Annotated in this window: 10 protein-coding genes; 4 read left to right on the top strand and 6 right to left on the bottom strand. The window is 73.2% G+C overall.

The annotated features are described in order from the left end of the window. Window positions 1–28: 28 nt before the first annotated feature. Together ACWEBX_RS22875 and ACWEBX_RS22870 are read left to right on the top strand one after the other, a co-directional pair. A complete protein-coding gene (locus tag ACWEBX_RS22875; RefSeq protein ID WP_451886672.1) occupies window positions 29–1639 on the top strand; it encodes a sensor histidine kinase in 1611 nt (536 codons plus the stop codon). Continuing rightward, the gene (locus ACWEBX_RS22870) at window positions 1636–2085 is read left to right on the top strand and encodes a response regulator (RefSeq protein ID WP_326790027.1); all 450 of its coding nucleotides are present in this window, start codon (window positions 1636–1638) and stop codon (window positions 2083–2085) included. Before ACWEBX_RS22875 ends, ACWEBX_RS22870 begins: the two co-directional genes overlap by 4 nt. Here ACWEBX_RS22870 and ACWEBX_RS22865 read toward each other — a convergent pair whose 3' ends face one another. The 5 genes from ACWEBX_RS22865 to ACWEBX_RS22845 all read right to left on the bottom strand — a co-directional run bounded on the left by ACWEBX_RS22865 (window position 2086) and on the right by ACWEBX_RS22845 (window position 14916). Then, the gene (locus ACWEBX_RS22865) at window positions 2086–4095 is read right to left on the bottom strand and encodes a hypothetical protein (protein ID WP_451886671.1); all 2010 of its coding nucleotides are present in this window, start codon (window positions 4093–4095) and stop codon (window positions 2086–2088) included. Then, window positions 4092–7814: a DUF5682 family protein gene (locus tag ACWEBX_RS22860; RefSeq protein ID WP_451886670.1), complete on the bottom strand. Its 3723-nt coding sequence runs from the start codon at window positions 7812–7814 to the stop codon at window positions 4092–4094. The genes ACWEBX_RS22865 and ACWEBX_RS22860 overlap by 4 nt, the downstream gene beginning before the upstream one ends. Next, window positions 7811–8971 (bottom strand): ATP-binding protein, encoded by a 1161-nt coding sequence (locus ACWEBX_RS22855; protein ID WP_451886669.1) that lies wholly within the window; start codon window positions 8969–8971, stop codon window positions 7811–7813. The genes ACWEBX_RS22860 and ACWEBX_RS22855 overlap by 4 nt, the downstream gene beginning before the upstream one ends. A 177-nt stretch (window positions 8972–9148) precedes the next feature. Continuing rightward, window positions 9149–14053: a DNA-binding protein gene (locus tag ACWEBX_RS22850; protein ID WP_451886668.1), complete on the bottom strand. Its 4905-nt coding sequence runs from the start codon at window positions 14051–14053 to the stop codon at window positions 9149–9151. Continuing rightward, the gene (locus ACWEBX_RS22845; RefSeq protein ID WP_451886667.1) at window positions 14050–14916 is read right to left on the bottom strand and encodes a DUF4132 domain-containing protein; all 867 of its coding nucleotides are present in this window, start codon (window positions 14914–14916) and stop codon (window positions 14050–14052) included. Before ACWEBX_RS22845 ends, ACWEBX_RS22850 begins: the two co-directional genes overlap by 4 nt. A 181-nt stretch (window positions 14917–15097) precedes the next feature. On the opposite strand from ACWEBX_RS22845, the gene ACWEBX_RS22840 reads away from it, so the two are divergent. After that, the gene (locus ACWEBX_RS22840) at window positions 15098–15895 is read left to right on the top strand and encodes an inositol monophosphatase family protein (RefSeq protein ID WP_451886666.1); all 798 of its coding nucleotides are present in this window, start codon (window positions 15098–15100) and stop codon (window positions 15893–15895) included. Window positions 15896–16193: 298 nt separating this feature from the next. Continuing rightward, window positions 16194–18593: an RICIN domain-containing protein gene (locus ACWEBX_RS22835; RefSeq protein WP_451886665.1), complete on the top strand. Its 2400-nt coding sequence runs from the start codon at window positions 16194–16196 to the stop codon at window positions 18591–18593. A 102-nt stretch (window positions 18594–18695) separates the two neighbouring features. On the opposite strand, the gene ACWEBX_RS22830 is transcribed toward ACWEBX_RS22835, so the two are convergent. After that, window positions 18696–19202 (bottom strand): DUF6584 family protein, encoded by a 507-nt coding sequence (locus ACWEBX_RS22830; RefSeq protein WP_451886664.1) that lies wholly within the window; start codon window positions 19200–19202, stop codon window positions 18696–18698. Window positions 19203–19229: the final 27 nt, after the last annotated feature.

Raw genomic sequence — 19229 nt, 5'->3', positions numbered from 1 at the left:
CAGTGACTTCGAGGACGGGACACGGAACATGACCGGCGCACGATGGGCCGGACGCCGGCTGACGGTACAGGGCTGGATCAGACTGGTCCTGGCGCTCATGTCGCTGGTGGTGATCGTGGGCGCCGTGGTCGGCGCCGGGCTGCTCCAGCGGACGGCCTCGGTCACCGACCATCTCCTCCTGGACGTCAAACCCGCGCAGACAGAGGCGTACCGGCTGCAGGCAGCCCTGGTGAACCAGGAGACGGGGATCCGCGGCTACGCCATCGCGGCGGACCGCCAGTTCCTGGCCCCCTACACACAGGGCCAGAAGGACGAGGCACATGCCGTCGCCCGGCTGCGCGCCCTCATCGGCGACCGCCCCGAACTGCTCGGCGACCTGGAGACGGTCGAGAAGCGGGCGGCCGACTGGCGGCGCGCCTACGCGGAACCCCTTGTCGACGGCATCACACCGGGCGAGCCGCGCACGATCGACACGGCGACCGCCGAACGCGGCAAGAACTCCTTCGACCGTATCCGCGGCGCGTCGGCCCAACAGATCGCCGGACTGGCGGCGGCGGTCGACGAGGGCCAGGACCAGTTGGCGTCCTCACGGAAGGTCCGCGACGCGGTTCTCGTCGCGATGGTCGTGGTGTTCCTGCTGACCGGCGTGGTGCTGACGGTCCTGATCCGCAACCTCGTCACACGCCCGCTGGACGACCTGCGGATCGCCACCCGCCGGGTGGCACAGGGCGACTTCGACCACGTCATCACCGGCGGCGGGCCCATCGACCTCACCGCCGTGGCGGGCGACGTCGAGAACATGCGGCAGCGCATCGTCGCCGAGCTGGGATCGTCCCACGAGCAGCAGGAGATCCTGACCCGGCAGACCGCCGACCTGGACGCGCAGGCAGTGGAGCTGCGCCGCTCCAACGCCGAACTCGAACAGTTCGCCTACGTGGCCTCCCACGACCTTCAGGAACCGCTGCGGAAGGTCGCCTCGTTCTGCCAACTCCTGGAGAAGCGCTACGGCGACCAACTGGACGACCGCGCACGTCAGTACATCGACTTCGCCGTCGACGGCGCCAAACGCATGCAGATCCTCATCAACGACCTGCTCACGTTCTCCCGTGTCGGCCGCGTCAACGACGCCCGCCTCCCGGTCGATCTGGACCAGGCCCTCAGCAAGGCACTCGCCAACCTGGACAGTGCAGTCACCGACAGCGCCGCGCGCGTCGACCGGCCGGACGAACTGCCCCAAGTCGTCGGGGATCCGACCCTGGCCACGATGCTCTGGCAGAACCTGGTCGGCAACGCCGTCAAGTTCCGCCACCCCGACCGACCCCCGCACATCCGCATCACCTGCGCGCGAGACCCGGAGGACTCCAACGCCTGGCGTTTCTGCGTCACCGACAACGGCATCGGGATCCCCGCCGAGTTCGAGGAGAAGGTCTTCGTGATCTTCCAGCGGTTGCACGCCCGCGATGCCTACGGCGGAACAGGCATCGGCCTCGCGCTGTGCCAGAAGATCGTCGAATACCACGGCGGCCGCATCTGGATCGACACCACCCACACCGAGGGCACGCGCTTCTGCTTCACCCTCCCGTCCGCCGACACGGCGGACGCCCTTCACGACAGCACCGAGGACAAGGCCCTGATATGACAACTCCCGCCGGCACCCCCATCGACGTCCTCCTCGTCGAGGACGACCCGGGCGACGAGCTCATGACCCGGGAGGCGTTCGAGGACAACAAGATCGGCAACAACCTGCACGTGGTGCGCGACGGCGAGGAGGCACTCGACTTCCTCTACCGGCGCGCCGCCCACGCCGACGCACCCCGGCCCGACCTGATCCTCCTCGACCTCAACCTGCCCAAGTACGACGGCCGTCAGGTCCTTGAGAAGATCAAGTCGGACCCGGCTCTGTCCCACATCCCGGTCGTCGTCCTCACCACCTCGGCCGCGGAGGAGGACATCCTGCGCAGCTACAAACTGCACGCCAACGCCTACGTCACCAAGCCCGTCGACCTGGACCAGTTCATCGCGGCCGTCCGCCAGATCGACGACTTCTTCGTCCAGGTGGTGCGCCTGCCACGGCAGAACGGCTGATCAGGACCCGGCGGCCGACGGCTGCCAGGTGGCCTCGACCAAAGCCCGTTCGACGCCCGCCAGATAGACGGCCGCGGCGAGCCAGGCCCGTGCGTAGCGGTCCGGATCGGCTCCGCCGGTGCGGCCGAAGACGTCACGGGTGCGCCGGTCGGCCTCCGCCGTTAGGCCGGTCGCCAGGTCCGCGGCCGTCAGGAAACCACCGCGCCGCAAAGCCGCCCCGTCCCCGCTCAGATCGCCGTCACGCGCGGGTTCCGCGACGGCCCTGCGGCCGCCCGACACGGCCACCTCGACCAGTCGCCGCAGTCGCCACAGCGGTGCCTGGGCCAGCGGATCCGGCGCGACGTCGCTCCATCCGTCCGCAGCGGTCACGGAGGCGGTGCTTACGACATCCGGTGGCGGGAAATGGGAGCCCTCCAGCCGGTTGTAGCCCAGGTCGGCGTGACCCTGCCACTCCGCGGGCAGCCGGAGGGTCGCCTCGGTTCCCGGCAGCGGGGCGACGGCCAGCGGGCGGAGCGTGGCGGCGCGGTCCGGGTCCAGACGGCCGACGACCCGCAACCGCAGCCCCGGCCGGGAGGCGAGCCGGCGGAAGTTGGTCGTGTGGGTGAGCGCCGGGTGGTCGGCGGCCGGGGCCAGCTGCATCAGGATGCCCTCCGTGTCCGGCCGTCCGGCGGGCAGCTCCCGGGCGATCAAGTGATCCCCGACCGCCCCGACGAGGACCAGATCACAGCCGACCAGCTCCCGGGCCGCCTGCTCGGTGTGCTCCGGGTCGGCGTCCGGCGCCGCGCCGAGCCGCTCGGCGACGGACTCGGCGAGCGGACGCTCGAACAGCGCGGCGAGCGGACCCGAGGTCCACGACCCACCCGGGAGCGGAGTCGCCCGCACCCCCTTGCCGGAGCCGAGGCGGCCGTCCTGGGACACCGTGGCGCCGGAGATCAGGAGCCCGCCGCGGGAGAGCTGGGCGTGATCGAGGTTTCCCGAACCGAGCGCCACGGTCGCGGTGGCCGCGCCCTGGGCGCGAGCGGGACCGCCGGGCTTGACGTCGGCGACCGAATACCAGCGGCCGTCCTCGGAGACGACATGGGTGACGACGCCGCCGTAGCCGGTGGCGGCGATGACCGGCTCACTGCAGACCCCCTGGACCCGCAGGCTGCCGCCCGGCCGGTAGGCGCGGCGGGCGGTGCCGATCAGTGCGGGCCCCGGGGCCTGCGCGCCCAACAGGGCCGTGGTGAGGAGCAGTTCCCGCACCTGCGCGACGAGGTCGGCCAGCCGGTGGCCGTCCTGGCGTGCCCGCGCGCCACGCAGACCTCGTACGACCCGCAGCGCGGCCGCCTCGGCACGGTGCAGTCCGGCGAGCCGGGCCGTGTGCGCGGCCCTCAGCAACTCGGCCTGGGGGACCGCGCCCGCGGCGGGCAGCCCGGCGCCGAGCAACGCCGCGGCCGCCCTCCACAGTTCGGACGCGGCGGCCCGCTGCGCCTCGGTGAGGGAGACCACCTCCCCGGCCTCGGTGACAGCCTCGGCGGTGGGCACCGCAGCGGAGACGCCGGTGGGCGACGCGGCGGGATCAGCGGTGCGCGATCCACCGGGATCGGTGGTCGGAGAGGCTCCGGGACCCGGGAGGGGCTCTGCGTCGGGGCCCGCGGCGACCGTCCCGGAGTCACCGGCGGTCTCCGCTTCGGCGACCGTCCCGGAATCACGCACGGTCTCCGCTTCGGCTTCCGGGTCGGCCAGCGGGCAGGCGCCGAGAACGGCGGCCCGGTGCAGGCACCGGGGTGCGAGCAGGCAACTGCACACCACCTGGCCCGCTTCCGTGACGGAGCCGGACGCGCCCGGAGTGAGAGCGACCTCCGCGTCCTCACCGCACCGGACACGCCGGACCGCGCCGTCGGCGACGACCGGCAGCGCCGCGTACGACGCGATCGTGGCGTCCAGCTTCTTGCGCAGCCTGCTGGTCAGGCCCTCCACGGCGGAGGCGACCACATCGGGCGCCACCGGGGGCAGTTCGGGGTTCAACGGGCTTCTCCGCGGAGACGGTCGCCCACCCAGCGGGCGAGGGCGAGGGGACTGAGCGCGGCGACGGGCATGCCGGCCGCGACGAGTTGCTGCGCGACGGGCACCGAGTAGCGCGGGGTGCCGGTGTCGTCCAGAGCGGCGCATCCCATCAGGTGCACCCCGGAGCTCGCCAGAGCCTGTACCTCGCCGAGGAGTCCGCCCAGCGGGTACCCCTCCTCGAAGTCGCTCACCACGGCCACGAGGGTCCGGCTGGGCACCGTGACCAGGGAGCGGGCGTGGCGGAGCCCGGCCGCTATGTGGGTGCCGCCGCCGACCCGTACTTCCAGGAGCAGCGACAGCGGGTCGTCGACCCGGTCGGTCAGGTCGATCACGTCCGTCGAGAACGCGAGGAAGTGCGTGGACAGGGTGGGCACGCCACCCAGCACGGCCGCCGTCAGGGCCGACCAGATGACGGAGGCCTCCATCGACCCGGAGACGTCGACCACGAGGACCAGGCGCCAGTCCGCCTCCTTGCGCGAGCGGGTGCTGAACACGGGCCGCTCGGGCACCACCACGGTTCGTCCGTCGGCCGTGCGGTGGGTGTGGGCGAGGTTGGCCCGAAGGGTGCGCGGCAGGTCGAGCCGGCCACCGGGTCGCCTGGTGGGGCGAGGTGTGGCGAGCCCGGTGAGCGCCGGACGCATCCGGGTCGCGAGCTCCTTGGCCAGTTCGTCGACCAGACGGCGTACGAGCGGGCGCAGACGGGCCAGTTGTTTCTCGGGCATTCCGCCGGCGAGGGACAGCACCGAGGTCAGCAGGTCGACCGAGGGGCGGACCGAGGCGGGGTCGAGTTCGGCCAGTACGTCACTGCGGCCCTGGTCGGCGGCGCGGGCCAGCACCTCTTCCCGGACCTGCGCCCCGAACAGCGCTTCCAGTTCCTCGGCCCACTCGCGGGCCGTCGGGAAGGACGCCTCCCGACCGCCGCCCTGGCCGGAGGAACCGCCTTCCCTGCCGAGGTCGCAGGAGCCCTCGCCGCGGCCGGTCCCGTACAACTCGTCGAGCGCGTGCGCGTAGCGGCGGGCGCCCTGCGGGAGCTTGTCGGTCTCTCGGCCGAGAAGCAGCCGCCAGCGGTCGGCGGGCGTGATCCGGACAGGGGCGGACGGTGTTGTGGGGGCCGCGGCGGTCGCGGGGTGCGGTGGTGCGGTGGGTGCGGACGCGGGGGGCTCGGCCTCGGGCCGGCCAGGGACCGCGCGGATCCCGGAGGCGCCCGCTGCAGCGAGGCTCGTGTCGGCGGGCAGGCCCAGCGCACGGAGGGCAGCAAGCCCCGCCGCGTCCGCGGCCGTCCACAGCGCCAGGAGGCGTGGTGAGGCGGTGAGCGACAGGTCGAGCCGGTCACCGAGCCGCTCGGTCACGGTGTGCAGGAGACGGTCGCGCCCGGCGGGGGTGAGCGTGTCGAAGCCTCCGCGCAGGGCGGGCAGCCGGTCCAGGAAGTCCTGGTCGCCGAGCGTGTCGACGCGGTCGAGCAGCGGGTCGAGCGCCGTCGGCGCCGACTGGAGCAGGGCGGCCGCGCCGCTGAGCAGCCCGCCGAGACGGCGGCCCAGCGCGTGCCGTGCCTCCGGACCCGTGGCCGTGTCGATCCAGCCCGCGGTCCGCGCGCCGAGCACGGTGGCGTCGTCGAGGTCGAGCAGTACCCGGGCGGCCAGCGCGGCTCCTTGGACGAGCGGGGAGCCGGTGCGGGCGAGGGTGGCGAGTGCGTCGTCCATCCGCAGTCCGAGGCGCTGTTCACCGGCCCGCGAGGCCAGTTCGATCAGCGCGGCCGTGTCCTCCGGACGGTCGCTTCCCGCCAGTCCGGGCAGGGTACGCACCGCCGACTCCAGCAGATCGGTGGCCAGTTCGGCGGCGGCCTGCCGGGTGTCCGGTCCGGTGCCGGGCAGATGGCCGCGGCACAGAGCCTCCAACAGGTCGAGCGCGGCGAGGAGTTCGGGAAGTGTGGCCGCGGTGGGGAACAGTTCGGCGGCATCGGCGAGCCGCTCCGACACCAGCGCGGGCAGATCGCAGCGGGCGGCGGCGCCGAGTGCCGCGAGGACATGGGCACAGGTCGGCCCGCCGTCGGCGGACTCCCTGCGGTAGGTCTCCCGCAGGGTGCCCTCGGCGGCCAGGGCCGGGGTCACACCCCGCATCCCGGCCAGGTCCAGCCGTACGGGGACGGCCGGCGTCCATGACACCCGCCAGCGGGTGGTGAGGGCGGACGCGTCGCCCGTACCGGCCACCGCCACGGTCTCGCCGTAGCCCGCGCCGCACACGGCGAGGCGCTGGAGGAGGACTTCGCGGCGGCCGTCGAGTGCGGAGCGGAGCGGGTCGAGCCGCAGCTCGCGCGCCGTGGGGTCGTCGGGGCCGGGCATCCGGAGCGCGGCGACCTCGGCCTCCACGCGGGGGCCGAGGCCGGAGCGGGGTGTGCCCGGGGCGACGCGGCCTCTCTCGGTGCCGACCAGGACCACTTCGAGCGCCCTTGCGAGGGCCCGGCCGCGGCCCAGCGGTTCGCCTTGGCCCATCACGCTCGTCAGGGCTTCGAGAACCTCGCCCCGCCCCGGTGCCGCGAGTCCGCGGACGCGCGCGAGGTCGTCCGCCATGCGCAGGGTCTCGGCGGCCTCGCCCGTGCCGGCCGGGTGTCCGGCCGCACGCAGTTCCCGGCACACGTCGGTGACCGCTCGCGCGGCCGCCTCCCGCACCCGCTCGGGGTCGCCTCCGGCCCGGAACACGGCCTGCTGCCAGCGAGGGTCCCGGATGCCCGCCGGATAACCGGAGCGAGAGTCCAGCAGATCGAAGGCGTACGGGACGAGAGAGGTGACGACGTCGGGGCTCTCGGTACGGACGCCGCGGGCGGCCTGCGGCGAGACCGCGTCGGCGACACCTGAACCTGAACCTGAGCCTGAGGTTGAACCTGAGCCCGAGGTTGAACCTGAGCTTGAGCTTGAACCCGATACCGGATCGAGGCCCGGACCCATGTCCGCCGCCGGCGCGGTCTCCGCCAGTGCCGGGGCGTGGAACGCACCCACGACGGCGGCGACCCGGCGCCCGTCAGCCGCCGCGCGGGCGATCGACTCGCGCATGTGCGCCTCACGGGCCAGGTCCAGCGCCGGGGCGCCGCCCGAGGCCTCGGCGTCGCTGCGCAGCGCCCAGCCGACGCCGAGCGCGGCCCGGCGGATCGCCTCGGGCGTGGATCCCGGGGCGAGGACCTCCACGCAGCGGTCCCACAGATCGTCACCGTCACGGCCGGTCCCGGACGCGGCGAGCGCGTTCCCGAAGGAGACGGGTGGGGTGACGGGGACCTCCTCGGCCACCGCGGACCGCGTGTCACCCGACGGGAAGGGGCCGTCCGCGTTCCACCGGGGATCGGACATCGGCAGATCACAGCACACGACGTCCGCTCCGCGGTCCCGTGCCCAGCGGACCGCGGCCAGCTCCGGGGAGAAGTCGGCGAACGGGTAGAAGCCGAGCCGGCCGTTCGCATCGGCCCCGGCGAGCGCGACCGGCGCGAGGGTGCCCGGCGCGGCCAGATGCGCCAGCCACGACTGGAAGTCGGCCGGCAGCTCCACGCACACGACCTCGGCCCCGCACGCGTCGAGCAGGGCGGGCACTGCCGCGGCAAGCGCCGGGCTGTGGTGCCGTACCCCCAGGAGGTACGGCGCCACGGAGCCGGCGAGGGCGGCGACGGCCGCCCGTGGGTCCTGGGTGTACGTCACCGGAGGTTCTCCCGCAGGTCCCAGAGCCTGCGCCACACCGCGGAGCCGTCCTCGGCGCGGCGGCGCACCGGACCGTCCCAGTAGCCGAGCAGACGCGCGTGGTCGGCGGGGTCGTCCTTGCGGACGACGCCCAGCAGATGACCGGGGACCAGGTCGAGGGAGTCGGCGCCGGGAAGGTACGCGGCGGCCACTCCGAGGGAGACCGCGACCTGAACCGCCTCGGCCGTCGACATGACCGTGCCGGGCCGCTCCACGTCCCAGCCCTCCGCCGACCGGCCGGCCCGGAGGTCGCGGAACACGGTGACCAGCACGTCCAGGACCGCGTCGTCGACACCGAAGGCGGCGCCCGCCCGCTCGACGGCCGCGACGGCCTGCCGGCGCACGAGCGCGGTCTCGGCGTCGACGTCGGCGATCGGGTGCACGGTCTCGAAGTTGAAGCGGCGCTTGAGCGCGGCGGACATCTCCGAGACACCGCGGTCGCGCAGGTTGGCGGTGGCGATCACGGTGAATCCGGGGGCGGCCGCGACCTGGGCGTCGTCGGTGCCGGCCAGTTCGGGCACGCTCATCCGCCGGTCGGACAGGATCGACACCAGCGCGTCCTGCACCTCGGGCAGACAGCGGGTGATCTCCTCGACGCGGGCCACCCGCCCGGCGCGCATGGCGGCCAGTACCGGCGAGTCGACCAGTGCCGTCGGCGTCGGCCCCTGGGCGAGCAGCAGCGCGTAGTTCCACCCGTAGCGCAGGGCGTCCTCGGTAGTGCCCGCCGTGCCCTGGACGGTCAGCGCGCTGGTGCCGGAGACGGCGGCGGACAGCAGCTCGGAGAGCATGGACTTGGCCGTGCCCGGCTCACCGACCAGCAGGAGGCCGCGTTCTCCGGCGAGGGTGACGACACACCGCTCCACCAGGGCCCGTTCGCCGACGAACTTGGGTGCGATGACGAGCTTGTCAGGCAGCGTGTCGTGGCGCTCGGCCAGGGCGAGGGGCTCGCCGCCGCTGCCGCACACGAAGGTGATGACAGCGCGCGGTGTCAGCCGCCAGCCGGGCGGGCGGGGGCCCGTGTCATGGGCGGCGAGGAAGGCGAGTTCGGTGGCGTGGCGTTCCTCGGCGGGCAGGGTCTGCCGGGCCGGAAGGGCGGTCGCCGTGTCGGTCGGGGTCATGCGCGTTCCTTGTTCGATGGGTATGTGCGCGGTGAGTTGCGGAAGTGACGGGGACGTTCAGGGGCCGGGTGTGTCGTGAGGTGCGGAAGGAGGCCTGCTTGTTCGATACCTGGGTGAGTCGTGAGTGGCGGAAGGTGCCGGGGCCCATGCCGGAGGGGCCAGGGCCCCGGCGGTGTGTCAGCGGCGGCGGCCGGGCCGCATCGCGAACTCCTCGAACCGGGGCCCGCCGCCGTCCAGGACCTGCTGCCAGACCCTTCGGTACAGGTCCGCGACCGGTTCGGTCGGCACGATCACGGCGAGCAGGGCTTCCTCGTTCCACAGCAGGTCGTCGTAGAACGGCCGCTTCCACTGCTCCAGCGGAACGCGCGGAGCCTTCGGCACCACCCAGCCGCCGGGCAGGAACAGCGAACGCCCGGCCCTGGTGCGGCTGGCCTCCACCACCAGTTCGCCGGCGGCCAGTTCGGCACGGGCCGCCTTGAGACGGGCCGGCTTCCATCCCGTCCAGCGGGCCGTCATCCGGTCCGTCGGGTCGGGCATGGCGAGCAGCATGAGGTAGAGCGCGGCGGCGTCCTCACCGAGGCCGTACTCCTTGGCGGCCTCCGTCACCAGATCCGGAACCGATCGGGTCGGGTCCTGCGGCCACCAGGTGCCGTCCTCGGCCCGCTCGCCCGCCTGCGGGTCGCCCGGATCGGCGAGCAGCGCCTCGAAGCGGGCGGAACGGGCCAGACGCAGGGCCACCTCCACCTGGTAGGGACGCTGGCCGTCGACACGCAGCGCGGGCAGGTACGGGTCCTGGCCCGCCTCGTCGAGCAGCGAGACCCGCAGGGCGGGGGAGGGCTGGTCGTCGTGCGTGGCCAGGACGACGGCACCGTAGCGCTCGTACCCCTTGCCGACCTCGGTCGGAGCGCCCGCCGTCTTCCGGAAGGCGGTGATGCTGACGTACTGGTTGAGGTCGAGCATCAGCCCGGGGTGGGACAGCCGGGTGCGGACGGCGTCGAGCGAGGCGGGCAGCGCGGCACGGATCGGATCGCCCGCGGGCAGCCGGTGGGCGAGCCAGGCGGCGAGCCCGACGAAGCCCATCAGGACCGGCCCGCCGAATCCGGCCCCGTCCTTGTCGACGCACTTGACCCGGTCACCGTCGACCGCCCACTCCAGGTCACGGGTGAGCCGGGGCTCACCGGCCGGGTCCAGCAGTGCGGGCAGCGCCTGGCGGACGTTCCACTGCCCGTGCTTGAAGGCGCGGATCGCGTCGCTGAGCAACTCCTCGGGGACGGCGGCCCGTCGGCCCACCTTGCGGTTCCAGACCTCGGCGGCGGCGGCCCAGTCCGGACCCTCGGTCCACAGGCGGGCGGGCTCGGCGGGCAGCAGCGCGGCCACGACCGCGGCACGGATCGCCGGATCCACGTGGTGCAGCTCCTCCTTGGCGACGGCCGCCGCGGCGGCCTTCACCCCGATGGCCGCGCATGCCTGCGAGGTCAGGAACGACCGTTCGTAGACGTCGACCTGGGGCAGACCGGCCACGATCAGCCGGGCCATGGTGTCGGTGACGCCCGTCAGCCGCGCGAACTCCTCGGCCGCCTGCGGGAACCAGGGAGCCGGGCCGCGTGCGGACAGCTCCGCGAGGAACGTGCCGAGGCGGCCCGGGTGCGCGTCCCCGCCCAGCGGGGCCGATGTCCGCAGCTCGTAGGGCTCCGGGGTCTCGAAGCGTCCGGCCGGATCGTGGAAGAAGCCGGTGAAGACGCAGCCGTCCTCGCCCTGGGACACGCGTCCCACCACGGCGACGAAGGAACCGCCGCCGAGCGGCAGCACCCCGTTCCAGGCGCCTTCGCGCCACTCGCCCGACGGGGTGCGCAGCACGCCCGCTCCCAGGTGCAGTTCCACCGCGCGCCAGTGCGAGGACTCGGCGGCCGACGCCAGGTCCAGGGCGTCGAACTCGGCGAGCAGCGCCAGCAGCGCCGCACGGTGGTCGTCGGGGGTGGTGCCGGCCGCTGTCCGGAAGGCCAGGGCGGGCATGCGGTCGAGCAGCGTCTCCAGATGTGGCTGGCCGACGGGAATCCGCCGTCCGTCGAGGTGGAGGAGCGCCGCCGGTCCCTCGGCGGCAGGAGCGGCGGAGAGCCCGGCCGCCCGCCTCATCTCGCGAAGGGCGCGGAAGACGGTGTCGGCCTCGTCGTCCCGGTTCCACCAGGAACGGGTCGTTCCGCACAGGCCGTTCGTGGCGTTGAGGAGAACGGTGTCCGGCGGTCCGGCCGGGCCCTCCTCCTGCGGGCCGCCGTCGAGGGCGCGGGTGAGCCGGGCCGCCACCGCGTCCAGGACGGCCTGCTGACCGCCCGCGTGCCGGACGACACCGGCGATCCCCGCGACCAGCGCGTCGTGGGTGACCGGGAGATGGGAACGGATCGCTTGGAGGAGGACGTCCTTGTCGTCGTCTCCCGCGGCGGACAGCAGGGCCGCCGCCGTGTCGCGGTCGATGTGGCGCAGGGCCGCGGAGCCCTCGGGATCGCGGGCTGTCAGACACTCCCAGTACTGCACCGGCGGCAGCAGCAGCGAGCCCTCGCCGAAGGCTCCGGGCGCGCGGTCGGTCTTGGCCACGGAGGTGACGACGCCGTCCGCGTCCACGACGGCGAGGCTCCAGCTCTCGCGGACGATCGCCCGCGCCTCCTCCGCGCCGGGGAAGACCACCAGCGTCGAGGGCCGGCCGCCGACGTCCGCGGGCAGGGTGACGGTGTGTCCGGCCAGATCCTGGGCGCGCACGGAGCCGTCGGGCAGCTTGACCATGCGCAGGCCGACCAGACCGTCCACAGGCGCGGAGGCGGGCGTGGCGCCGGCGGTCGGTGACGGGCTCAGCCGGCCCCCGCCGAACGTGCTGCCCTCGGGGGCGTCCCGGAGGGCGTCGGTGAAGAAGGCGGGCCTGCTCGCGCGCCCGTGTTCACCCGTCGCCGGGTCGTACTCGTGCCAGTCGTGCGTGCCGCCGTCCGAGCACCACACCCAGTACGAGACGCCGTCGCAGAGCAGTTGCCGTTCCTCGGGCAGGGTGGTGTCCCCGGCGTGCAGGACCCCGCCGCCGGTCGTGCGGCCGCCGCCGGGCAACGGCAGGGTGATCGGTCCGTGGCCCTGGTACCAGTCCATCCGGGTGCCGCGGGTGTTCCGTGCGCCTTCCAGGGACACCGGGCGGTCGGGGCGGGGATGCCAGTAGCCGCGCAGGCCGTCGTTGCGGTCGTTCCAGTAGACGAGAAGCTCACCGTCCACGTGGTGGAAGCCCGGATCGCCCCAGTTGCCGTTCGCCGGGACCCGCAGGTCGTGGGTGAGCAGCGTGCCCTCGGCCCCGATCACCCGCGCCTGCGCGGCCCCGGCCACGATCAGGTGCGGCCAGGCGTCGGCGACGACCACGTCCTCGACGTCGGCCTTGGGGACCAGAGAAGCGACCGCGTCCTCCCAGGCGGGCCAGCCGAGTTCGTCGAAGAGCCCCGCGCGCAGGGTGCGCGCCAGCACCGGTGCGAGGTCGGTGCCGGCGGCGGCCCGCACCTCGTCCTCGGCCAGAGCCAGCGCCTCGGCGGGCAGCCACTTCAACCGGGCCAGCGCATCGGGCAGTTGAGGAAGGCCGACCGCGGTGAAGCGCCGTACGACCGTACGCACCCAGTCCGCGAGCAGCGGACTGCCACCGGGGGAGGACGCGAGGAGGGCGATGGCCCGCAGCGACTGGTCGTCGTTGCCGAACCGGTCCGCGCCGCGCCGGAAGGCGCCATGGAAGCGGCTGTCGGCGGCCATCGACACCAGGTCGCGACGCCCCTCTCCGAGGGCCCACTGCGTCAGCAGCAGTGCGTCGCCCTTTCGCGGAGCGGCCACCGGAACGTCCAGCGACAGCAGCAGATCGATCAGATCCAGATCGTGGACGACCCGCAACGCGGCACCGGAGGCGGCGAGTTCGGTCCGCAGCCGGTCCGCCGTCCGTTCCACCAGCGGATACAGCTCGGCCATGCGACTGGGGTCACGCCAGGACCGGGCCCGCTGGCGGTAGTTCAGGAACCGCTCCAGCCAGCCCGCGGCACCGTCCTGCGGCCGCTGCTCATCGGGCAGGGAGGCGTCCCACAGTCCGGCGGTGGCGCCGGAGGCCTCCAGCAGCTCCAGCCACATCGCGGGCATGTCGCTGTCGTGAGCGGCGGGCATCAGATCCAGCAGGACGCCCCGCACGCGCGGCTCGCGCGCGGCCAGGGCGACCAGCGCCGTGCGGTGTCCCTTCCACCAGCCGGCCGCCGCGCGCAGGGTCGCCGGCAGCGTGAGGAGCTCGGAGACGTACTCCTGCTCGGCGAGGTTCGCGTCCCGGCCGGCCGCGCGGGCCAGCTTGCGCAGGTCGTTCGCCATCTGGGCCGACGGCGGCAGCCCGCCCGCCGTACGGCGCAGGCACAGTCGGGTGAAGCGCCGCAGCGCGTCCTCGGCCGGCACGCGCGCCGCCAGCTCCCTGGCGTACGCCGACAGCACCTTGACCGGGAGGGCCCCGGCGAGCGCGAACTCCAGGAACACGGCGTCCAGCCGATCCTCCTGCACCGCCAGACCGTGCTCCGCCTCGGCCTTGCGGGCCCGGGTGAAGAGCTGGGCCGCGTAGGTCGCGTTCTCCTCCGCGAGGAACACACGTCCGGCCTGTTCGTAGAACGTCGGCAGGAAGTGCGGCACCGAGGCCGCCAGCCGCTCCCCGAGTTCCACGAAGGAGTCGAGGGCCGCCTTCGGGCGGGACTTGGCCTGGCGCCCGGCCCGCTCCAGGTCCGGAACCACGCGCAGCGCGTGGTGGCCGTCCTTCGGGTGGTGCACCAGCACCCATTCGGGAAAGCCCAGCGACTGGCGCGGTCCGAACCCGACGACGACGGGTTCGGCGTCCTGCTCCAGACCGAGGAATCCGGCGGCCAGGTCCTCCGCGGCCCCCAGTTCGCCCGCCACCAGCCGGACCACCACCCGGTCGTCCAGGCCCGGGTGACGGTACGTCCGCGCCGTCAGCGGCACCCCCAGGTCGCCGGCCCCCTCCGTACCGGGCGGCAGCACCGCGCCCGCCGCCAGCAGTTCCTCGTACGACACCTGCGTCCCCCCGCTCATGCGTTCTTGCCCTCCTCGATGACACGGCCCGCGTACAGCGCCGCGGCCATGCGCATCCCCTCCGACCAGGCGACCGGTCCCACCTCGCCGAGCGGCAGGGCGCGGCCGTCCTGGTCCCGCCACGTGAGCGCCCCGGTCTCGACCTCGCTGTCCCAGTACGGCTCCCCGATCCACACCGAGGATTCGAGGCTGCGCCCGCCGTCCCGCACCCGGGCGGTCGCGTAACCCCCGGACACGCGGTAGCCGAGCGAACTGGCCCGTGCGGCCAGCGCGAAGCGGGAGCTGAACGAGCCCCCGGCGAAGTCCCTCACCTCGGTTGCCTTGGCGCGAAGGTCCTCGGGCTTCCGCCAGGTGGCCCGGTGGATCTGCTCGACGCGCTGGACGATGCCGAGTTCGGCCGCGAAGTCGCGCAGATCGTCGAGGTCCGGGAGGAGCACGGGGTGCGGCAGCGTCACCGTGCGCGGGGATATCCGGACCGTCTCGCCGTCCAGGTCCACCAGCATCAGTTCGCCGGCGTCGGTGGCGCCACGCAGGAAGCCCACGTCGTCGGGGTCGTCGCCGACCACCACCAGATCGCGCAGCGCGGACTGCCAGGCCTCGTCCGGCCACACCCGGGCCAGCAGCCCCGTGGGCACGGGCAGCGACGACACCATCCACGCGTCGACCTGTGCCACACATGCCGTGGCATGCCGGTCCAGCCACTCGGCGAAGCGCCGCAGCCGGTCCACCTCCGGGTGGTCCTTCAGCGCGCGCGGGAGCGATTTGAGCTGCCGTCCCGCCGACCGGCCCGAGGTGGCACGCGCCGCCACCCGCCCCTCCACAAGGGCGACTTGATACCCGTCACCCGCCGACACCCACCCCACGAGCCACAGCCTTCCGCGTCGAGAACACCAGATGAGAACACAGTTCACCCAGGTCAGTCCGACCCGGGCGGAGTGCGACTATGCAGCGAACGCTAGCGTCGGCCACTGACAATCGGCCCCGCAGCCCCACAGATCCCGGCCGCCGCACCCGCCCCGCGCCACCGCCGATATCGTGCCGGACGTGAGCAACTCGTATGCGGGACTTGACGATGCCGCGGTCGCGACAGCCGCGGCCTCTGCCGGAGCGGATGTGGTGCGGGCCCTGTACGGGCGGCGCCTCACGCGGATCGACAAGGGCGGCGGAGACTTCGCCACCACCGCCGATGTGGAGGCCGAGAAGACGATCCTCGACATCCTTCGCGAGGCCCGGCCCGACGACGCCGTGCTCGGCGAGGAGAGCGGGCCGCAGGGTGCGGCGGGGGCCGCGCGCCAGTGGCTGGTGGACCCCCTGTGCGGCACGCTGAACTACGCGGTCGGCACCATGCTGGTGGCCGTCAACGTGGCGCTGCGCGGCGGTCCCGCCGCGGTGGCCGACCCGTTCGGCGGCGAGGTCTACTTCACCGACAGCGAGACCGCGTGGGTACGGCGCGACGGTGCCGATGCCCGGCTGGTGCCCTCGTCCGCCACCGGGCTCGTGGACGTCAACCTGGACCCGCCGTTCCCGGGCGCGCCCGGGTTCCGCGCCGTGGACCTGCTGGCTGGGCCCGCCTTCGTGGAACGCTTCCGGCCCCGGGTCGTGTCGACCACGCTGGCCCTGAGCTGGGTCGCCGCCGGCAAGCGGGCCGCGTACGTGACGGACGGCGGCGACCTGTCCGGGAGCGTGCACTTCGCCGCCGGCATCGCGCTGTGCAAGGCGGCGGGCTGCGTCGTCACCGGGATCGACCGTGCCCCGATCGGGCCGTCGGGCCGGGGACTCGTGGCGGCCGCCGACGCCGAGACCCACCGGCTGCTGATGTCGATGATCGCGAGCCGCTCCTGACCCCGGGTGGCGTTGCGCCCTCTGGAAGCCGCAGGCGCGGGTGGCGTGAACGCCACCCCGGAGCAGACCCCGGACGCCCGGGACGAACACACCGGATCGCCGGAACCTGATGTGCCCGGCCGGGCGGTCCGGTCGTCCACCGGCCCTTCGCCCGGGCAGTTTGGGATCGTTCGCGACGACTCCTGGACAGCCGGACCCCACCGTGCTGTCATGTCCGCGGCGCCATTTCCAACGTTGTAGAAGTGGGACAACGTTGTCGCACTGCGAGCGGACCCCTTTCGGAAGGCAGGTCACCTGCATGTCAGTGAGCAGACGGAGAGTCCTCGCCCTGGGCTCCGGAGCGCTGGGCGCCGCGGCCCTCGGCGGCCCGTTCGCAGGGTCCGCGGCCGCGGCGCCCCAGGCGCGAGCGGAGACGGCGCCGGCCGACGCGTTCCAGAAGCTGCCGCCCGGAAGCGTGGTCGCCCGCGGGTGGCTCGCCGGCCAACTCCGGCTGCAGCTCGCCGGTTTGTGCGGCACGTACGAGAATCTCTCGCACTTCCTCGACTTCTCCACGACCGGCTGGGTGCATCCCGAGCACGACGCCTGGGAGGAGGTGCCGTACTGGCTGCGCGGCTACATCCCGCTGGCCATCGCCACCGGCGACCAGCACGCGCTGGCGCGGTCGCGTGAGTGGGTGGACGGGATCCTCGCGACCCAGCAGAGCGACGGCTTCTTCGGGCCTCGCGGCTTACGCACGGCGCTCAACGGCGGACCGGACTTCTGGCCCTTCCTGCCGCTCCTGCAAGCGCTGCGGACGCACGAGGAGTACACCCACGACCAGCGGATCGTGCCGTTCCTCGTCCGCTTCCTCCGCTACATGAACGCCCAGGGGCCGGGCTCGTTCAACACAAGCTGGGTGTCCTACCGTTGGGGCGACGGCCTGGACATCGCCGTATGGCTCCACCGCCGGACAGGCGAGGCCTTCCTGCTCGACCTCGCCGCCAAGATGCACGGTTACGGCGCCGACTGGACCGGGGCCACCCCGAGCCGGCACAACGTGAACATCGCCCAGGGCTTCCGGGAGCCCGCCCAGTACGGGCAACTGACCGGCTCCGCCGACCTCGTGAGCGCCACCTACCGGGCCTACGACACCGTGATGGGCTCCTACGGGCGGTTCCCCGGCGGGGGGTTGGCCGGGGACGAGAACTACCGACCCGGATTCGCCGACCCGCGGCAGGGCTTCGAGACCTGCGGCATCGTCGAATTCATGGCCAGCCACGAGCTGTTGACCAGGATCACCGGGGACCCGGTCTGGGCGGACCGCTGTGAGGACCTGGCCTTCAACATGCTCCCGGCCTCCCTCGATCCCGACGGCAAGTCCCTTCACTACATCACCAGCGCCAACAGCGTCGACCTCGACAACCGCCCCAAGACGCAGGGGCAGTTCCAGAACGGCTTCGCCATGCAGGCCTTCCAGGCCGGTGTCGACCAGTACCGCTGCTGCCCCCACAACTACGGCATGGGCTGGCCCTACTTCACCGAGGAACTCTGGCTCGCCGGTGCCGACGGCGGCCTGGCCGCCGCGCTCTACGCCCCGAGCCGCGTCAAGGCCGTGGTCGCCGGGGGAACGACGGTCACCGTCACCGAGGAAACGGGATACCCCTTCCAGGACACGATCACCCTCACCGTCTCCACACCCCGTCCGGTGCGCTTCCCCCTGCGCCTGCGCGTGCCCGGCTGGTGCACGGGTCCCCAACTGCAGGTCAACGGAACGGCGGTCACCGCCTCGGACGGCCCGTCCTGGGCACGGATCGACCGCACCTGGCGCGACGGCGACATCGTGCGCCTGCGGCTGCCTCAGCAGGCCCGACTGCGCTCCTGGCCGGGCGGGCACGGCGCGGTCAGCGTCGAACGAGGCCCCCTCGCCTATTCGTTGAAGATCGGCGAACGCTACGACCGTTACGCGGGAGACGACGCGTTCCCCGCGTACGAGGTCCACGCGACCACGGGATGGAACTACGGCCTCCTGCCGGAGACCTCGCTGACTCCGGCGCAGACCGGCACCGTTGTCCCGGACCAGCCCTTCACGCCCAACACCACGCCCGTGTCCCTCTCGGCGCAGGCCCGCAGGATCCCGGAGTGGGTCGCGGACGACGAACATGTCGTGGCGCCCCTGCAGGACTCCCCGGCCCGCAGCGACGCGCCGGTCGAGACAGTCACCCTCATCCCCATGGGCGCCGCGCGGCTACGTGTCACGTCCTTCCCCACGGCGGCTCCGGACGGCCGGCCCTGGACCCCGGAACCACCCTTCCGCAGACTCGCCAACAAGAACAGCGGCAAGGTCCTGGCCGTCGACGGCATGTCGACCGAGAACAGCGCACGCGTCGTGCAGTTCGACAACACCGGGACGGGCGACCACGCCTGGCAGCTCGTCGACCGGGGCGACGGCCGGCATCTGATCCGCAACGGCAACAGCGGCAAGGTGCTCGGCGTCGACCACATGTCGATGGAAAACAGCGCGATCGTCGTGCAGTTCGAGGACAACGGAACGGACGACCACCTGTGGACGTTCGTCGACAACGGCGACGGCTGGTACCGCATCCGGAACAAGAACAGCGGAAAGGTCCTGGGCGTCGACCACATGTCCACCGCCAACAGCGCCCAGGTGGTCCAGTACGACGACAACGGCACGGCCGACCACCTGTGGCGCTTCCTGTGAGCGACTGAGCCCGGCCCGGCGGCGGATCGGCGACGCGGTGTCCGGCCCGCCGCCGATCCGGCCCCCGCGCCGCACACGTCGTACGGGTCCTCGGCCGTGAACTCAGTCGAAGAGCGACACCAGGCCGTTCACCCAGATCGCGAGGAACGCGACGACCGCCAGCAGGCAGCCGGCTCCCGACAGGAAGCCGGTGAAGGGGCTGTTTACGCGGTCGGTCTCTTTGCCGTCCGGCACGGTGTCCCATGCGACGGGATGCCCCATGGAGTCCGAGCAGGCCACCCGTACCGCTTCCAACTGCCCTCTGGCGAAAGCTGTTCCGGCCAGTGACTCCGAGCCGCTCCAGGCGAGTGCGCGCATCCGCCGCTCAGGGGTGTCGTACCTGGCCTCGAAGGCCGAGGTCTCGGCCGCGTCCCGGTCCGACTCGAGATACATCCAGCGGCCCGCCTCCGCGGGCTCTCCGTACAGCCTGTAGGTCTCGGCGAGGCGGCGCCGAAGCGTCAGGTCGTTCGGAAACGACGATACGAGCCCGCGCAGGCGCTGACGCGCGACGGGGATCCGGCCCGCGGCCAAGTCCGCGTCGACGCGCGTCAGGGTCTCTCTCAGTGGCATGTACCCATGATCGACTGCCGCGTCGAA

It is taken from the genome of Streptomyces sp. NPDC005070 (genome assembly GCF_053600395.1).
Note: the sequence above shows the minus strand (reverse complement) of the source record. Positions and strands in the feature narration are given on the sequence as shown.

Excerpts from the sequence above, each read along its gene's own strand:
- ACWEBX_RS22875 (WP_451886672.1), top strand. The coding sequence starts at position 29 with ATGACCGGCGCACGATGGGCCGGACGCCGGCTGACGGTACAGGGCTGG.
- ACWEBX_RS22870 (WP_326790027.1), top strand. The coding sequence starts at position 1,636 with ATGACAACTCCCGCCGGCACCCCCATCGACGTCCTCCTCGTCGAGGAC.
- ACWEBX_RS22855 (WP_451886669.1), bottom strand. The coding sequence starts at position 8,971 with ATGACCCCGACCGACACGGCGACCGCCCTTCCGGCCCGGCAGACCCTG.
- ACWEBX_RS22850 (WP_451886668.1), bottom strand. The coding sequence starts at position 14,053 with ATGAGCGGGGGGACGCAGGTGTCGTACGAGGAACTGCTGGCGGCGGGC.
- ACWEBX_RS22835 (WP_451886665.1), top strand. The coding sequence starts at position 16,194 with ATGTCAGTGAGCAGACGGAGAGTCCTCGCCCTGGGCTCCGGAGCGCTG.
- ACWEBX_RS22830 (WP_451886664.1), bottom strand. The coding sequence starts at position 19,202 with ATGCCACTGAGAGAGACCCTGACGCGCGTCGACGCGGACTTGGCCGCG.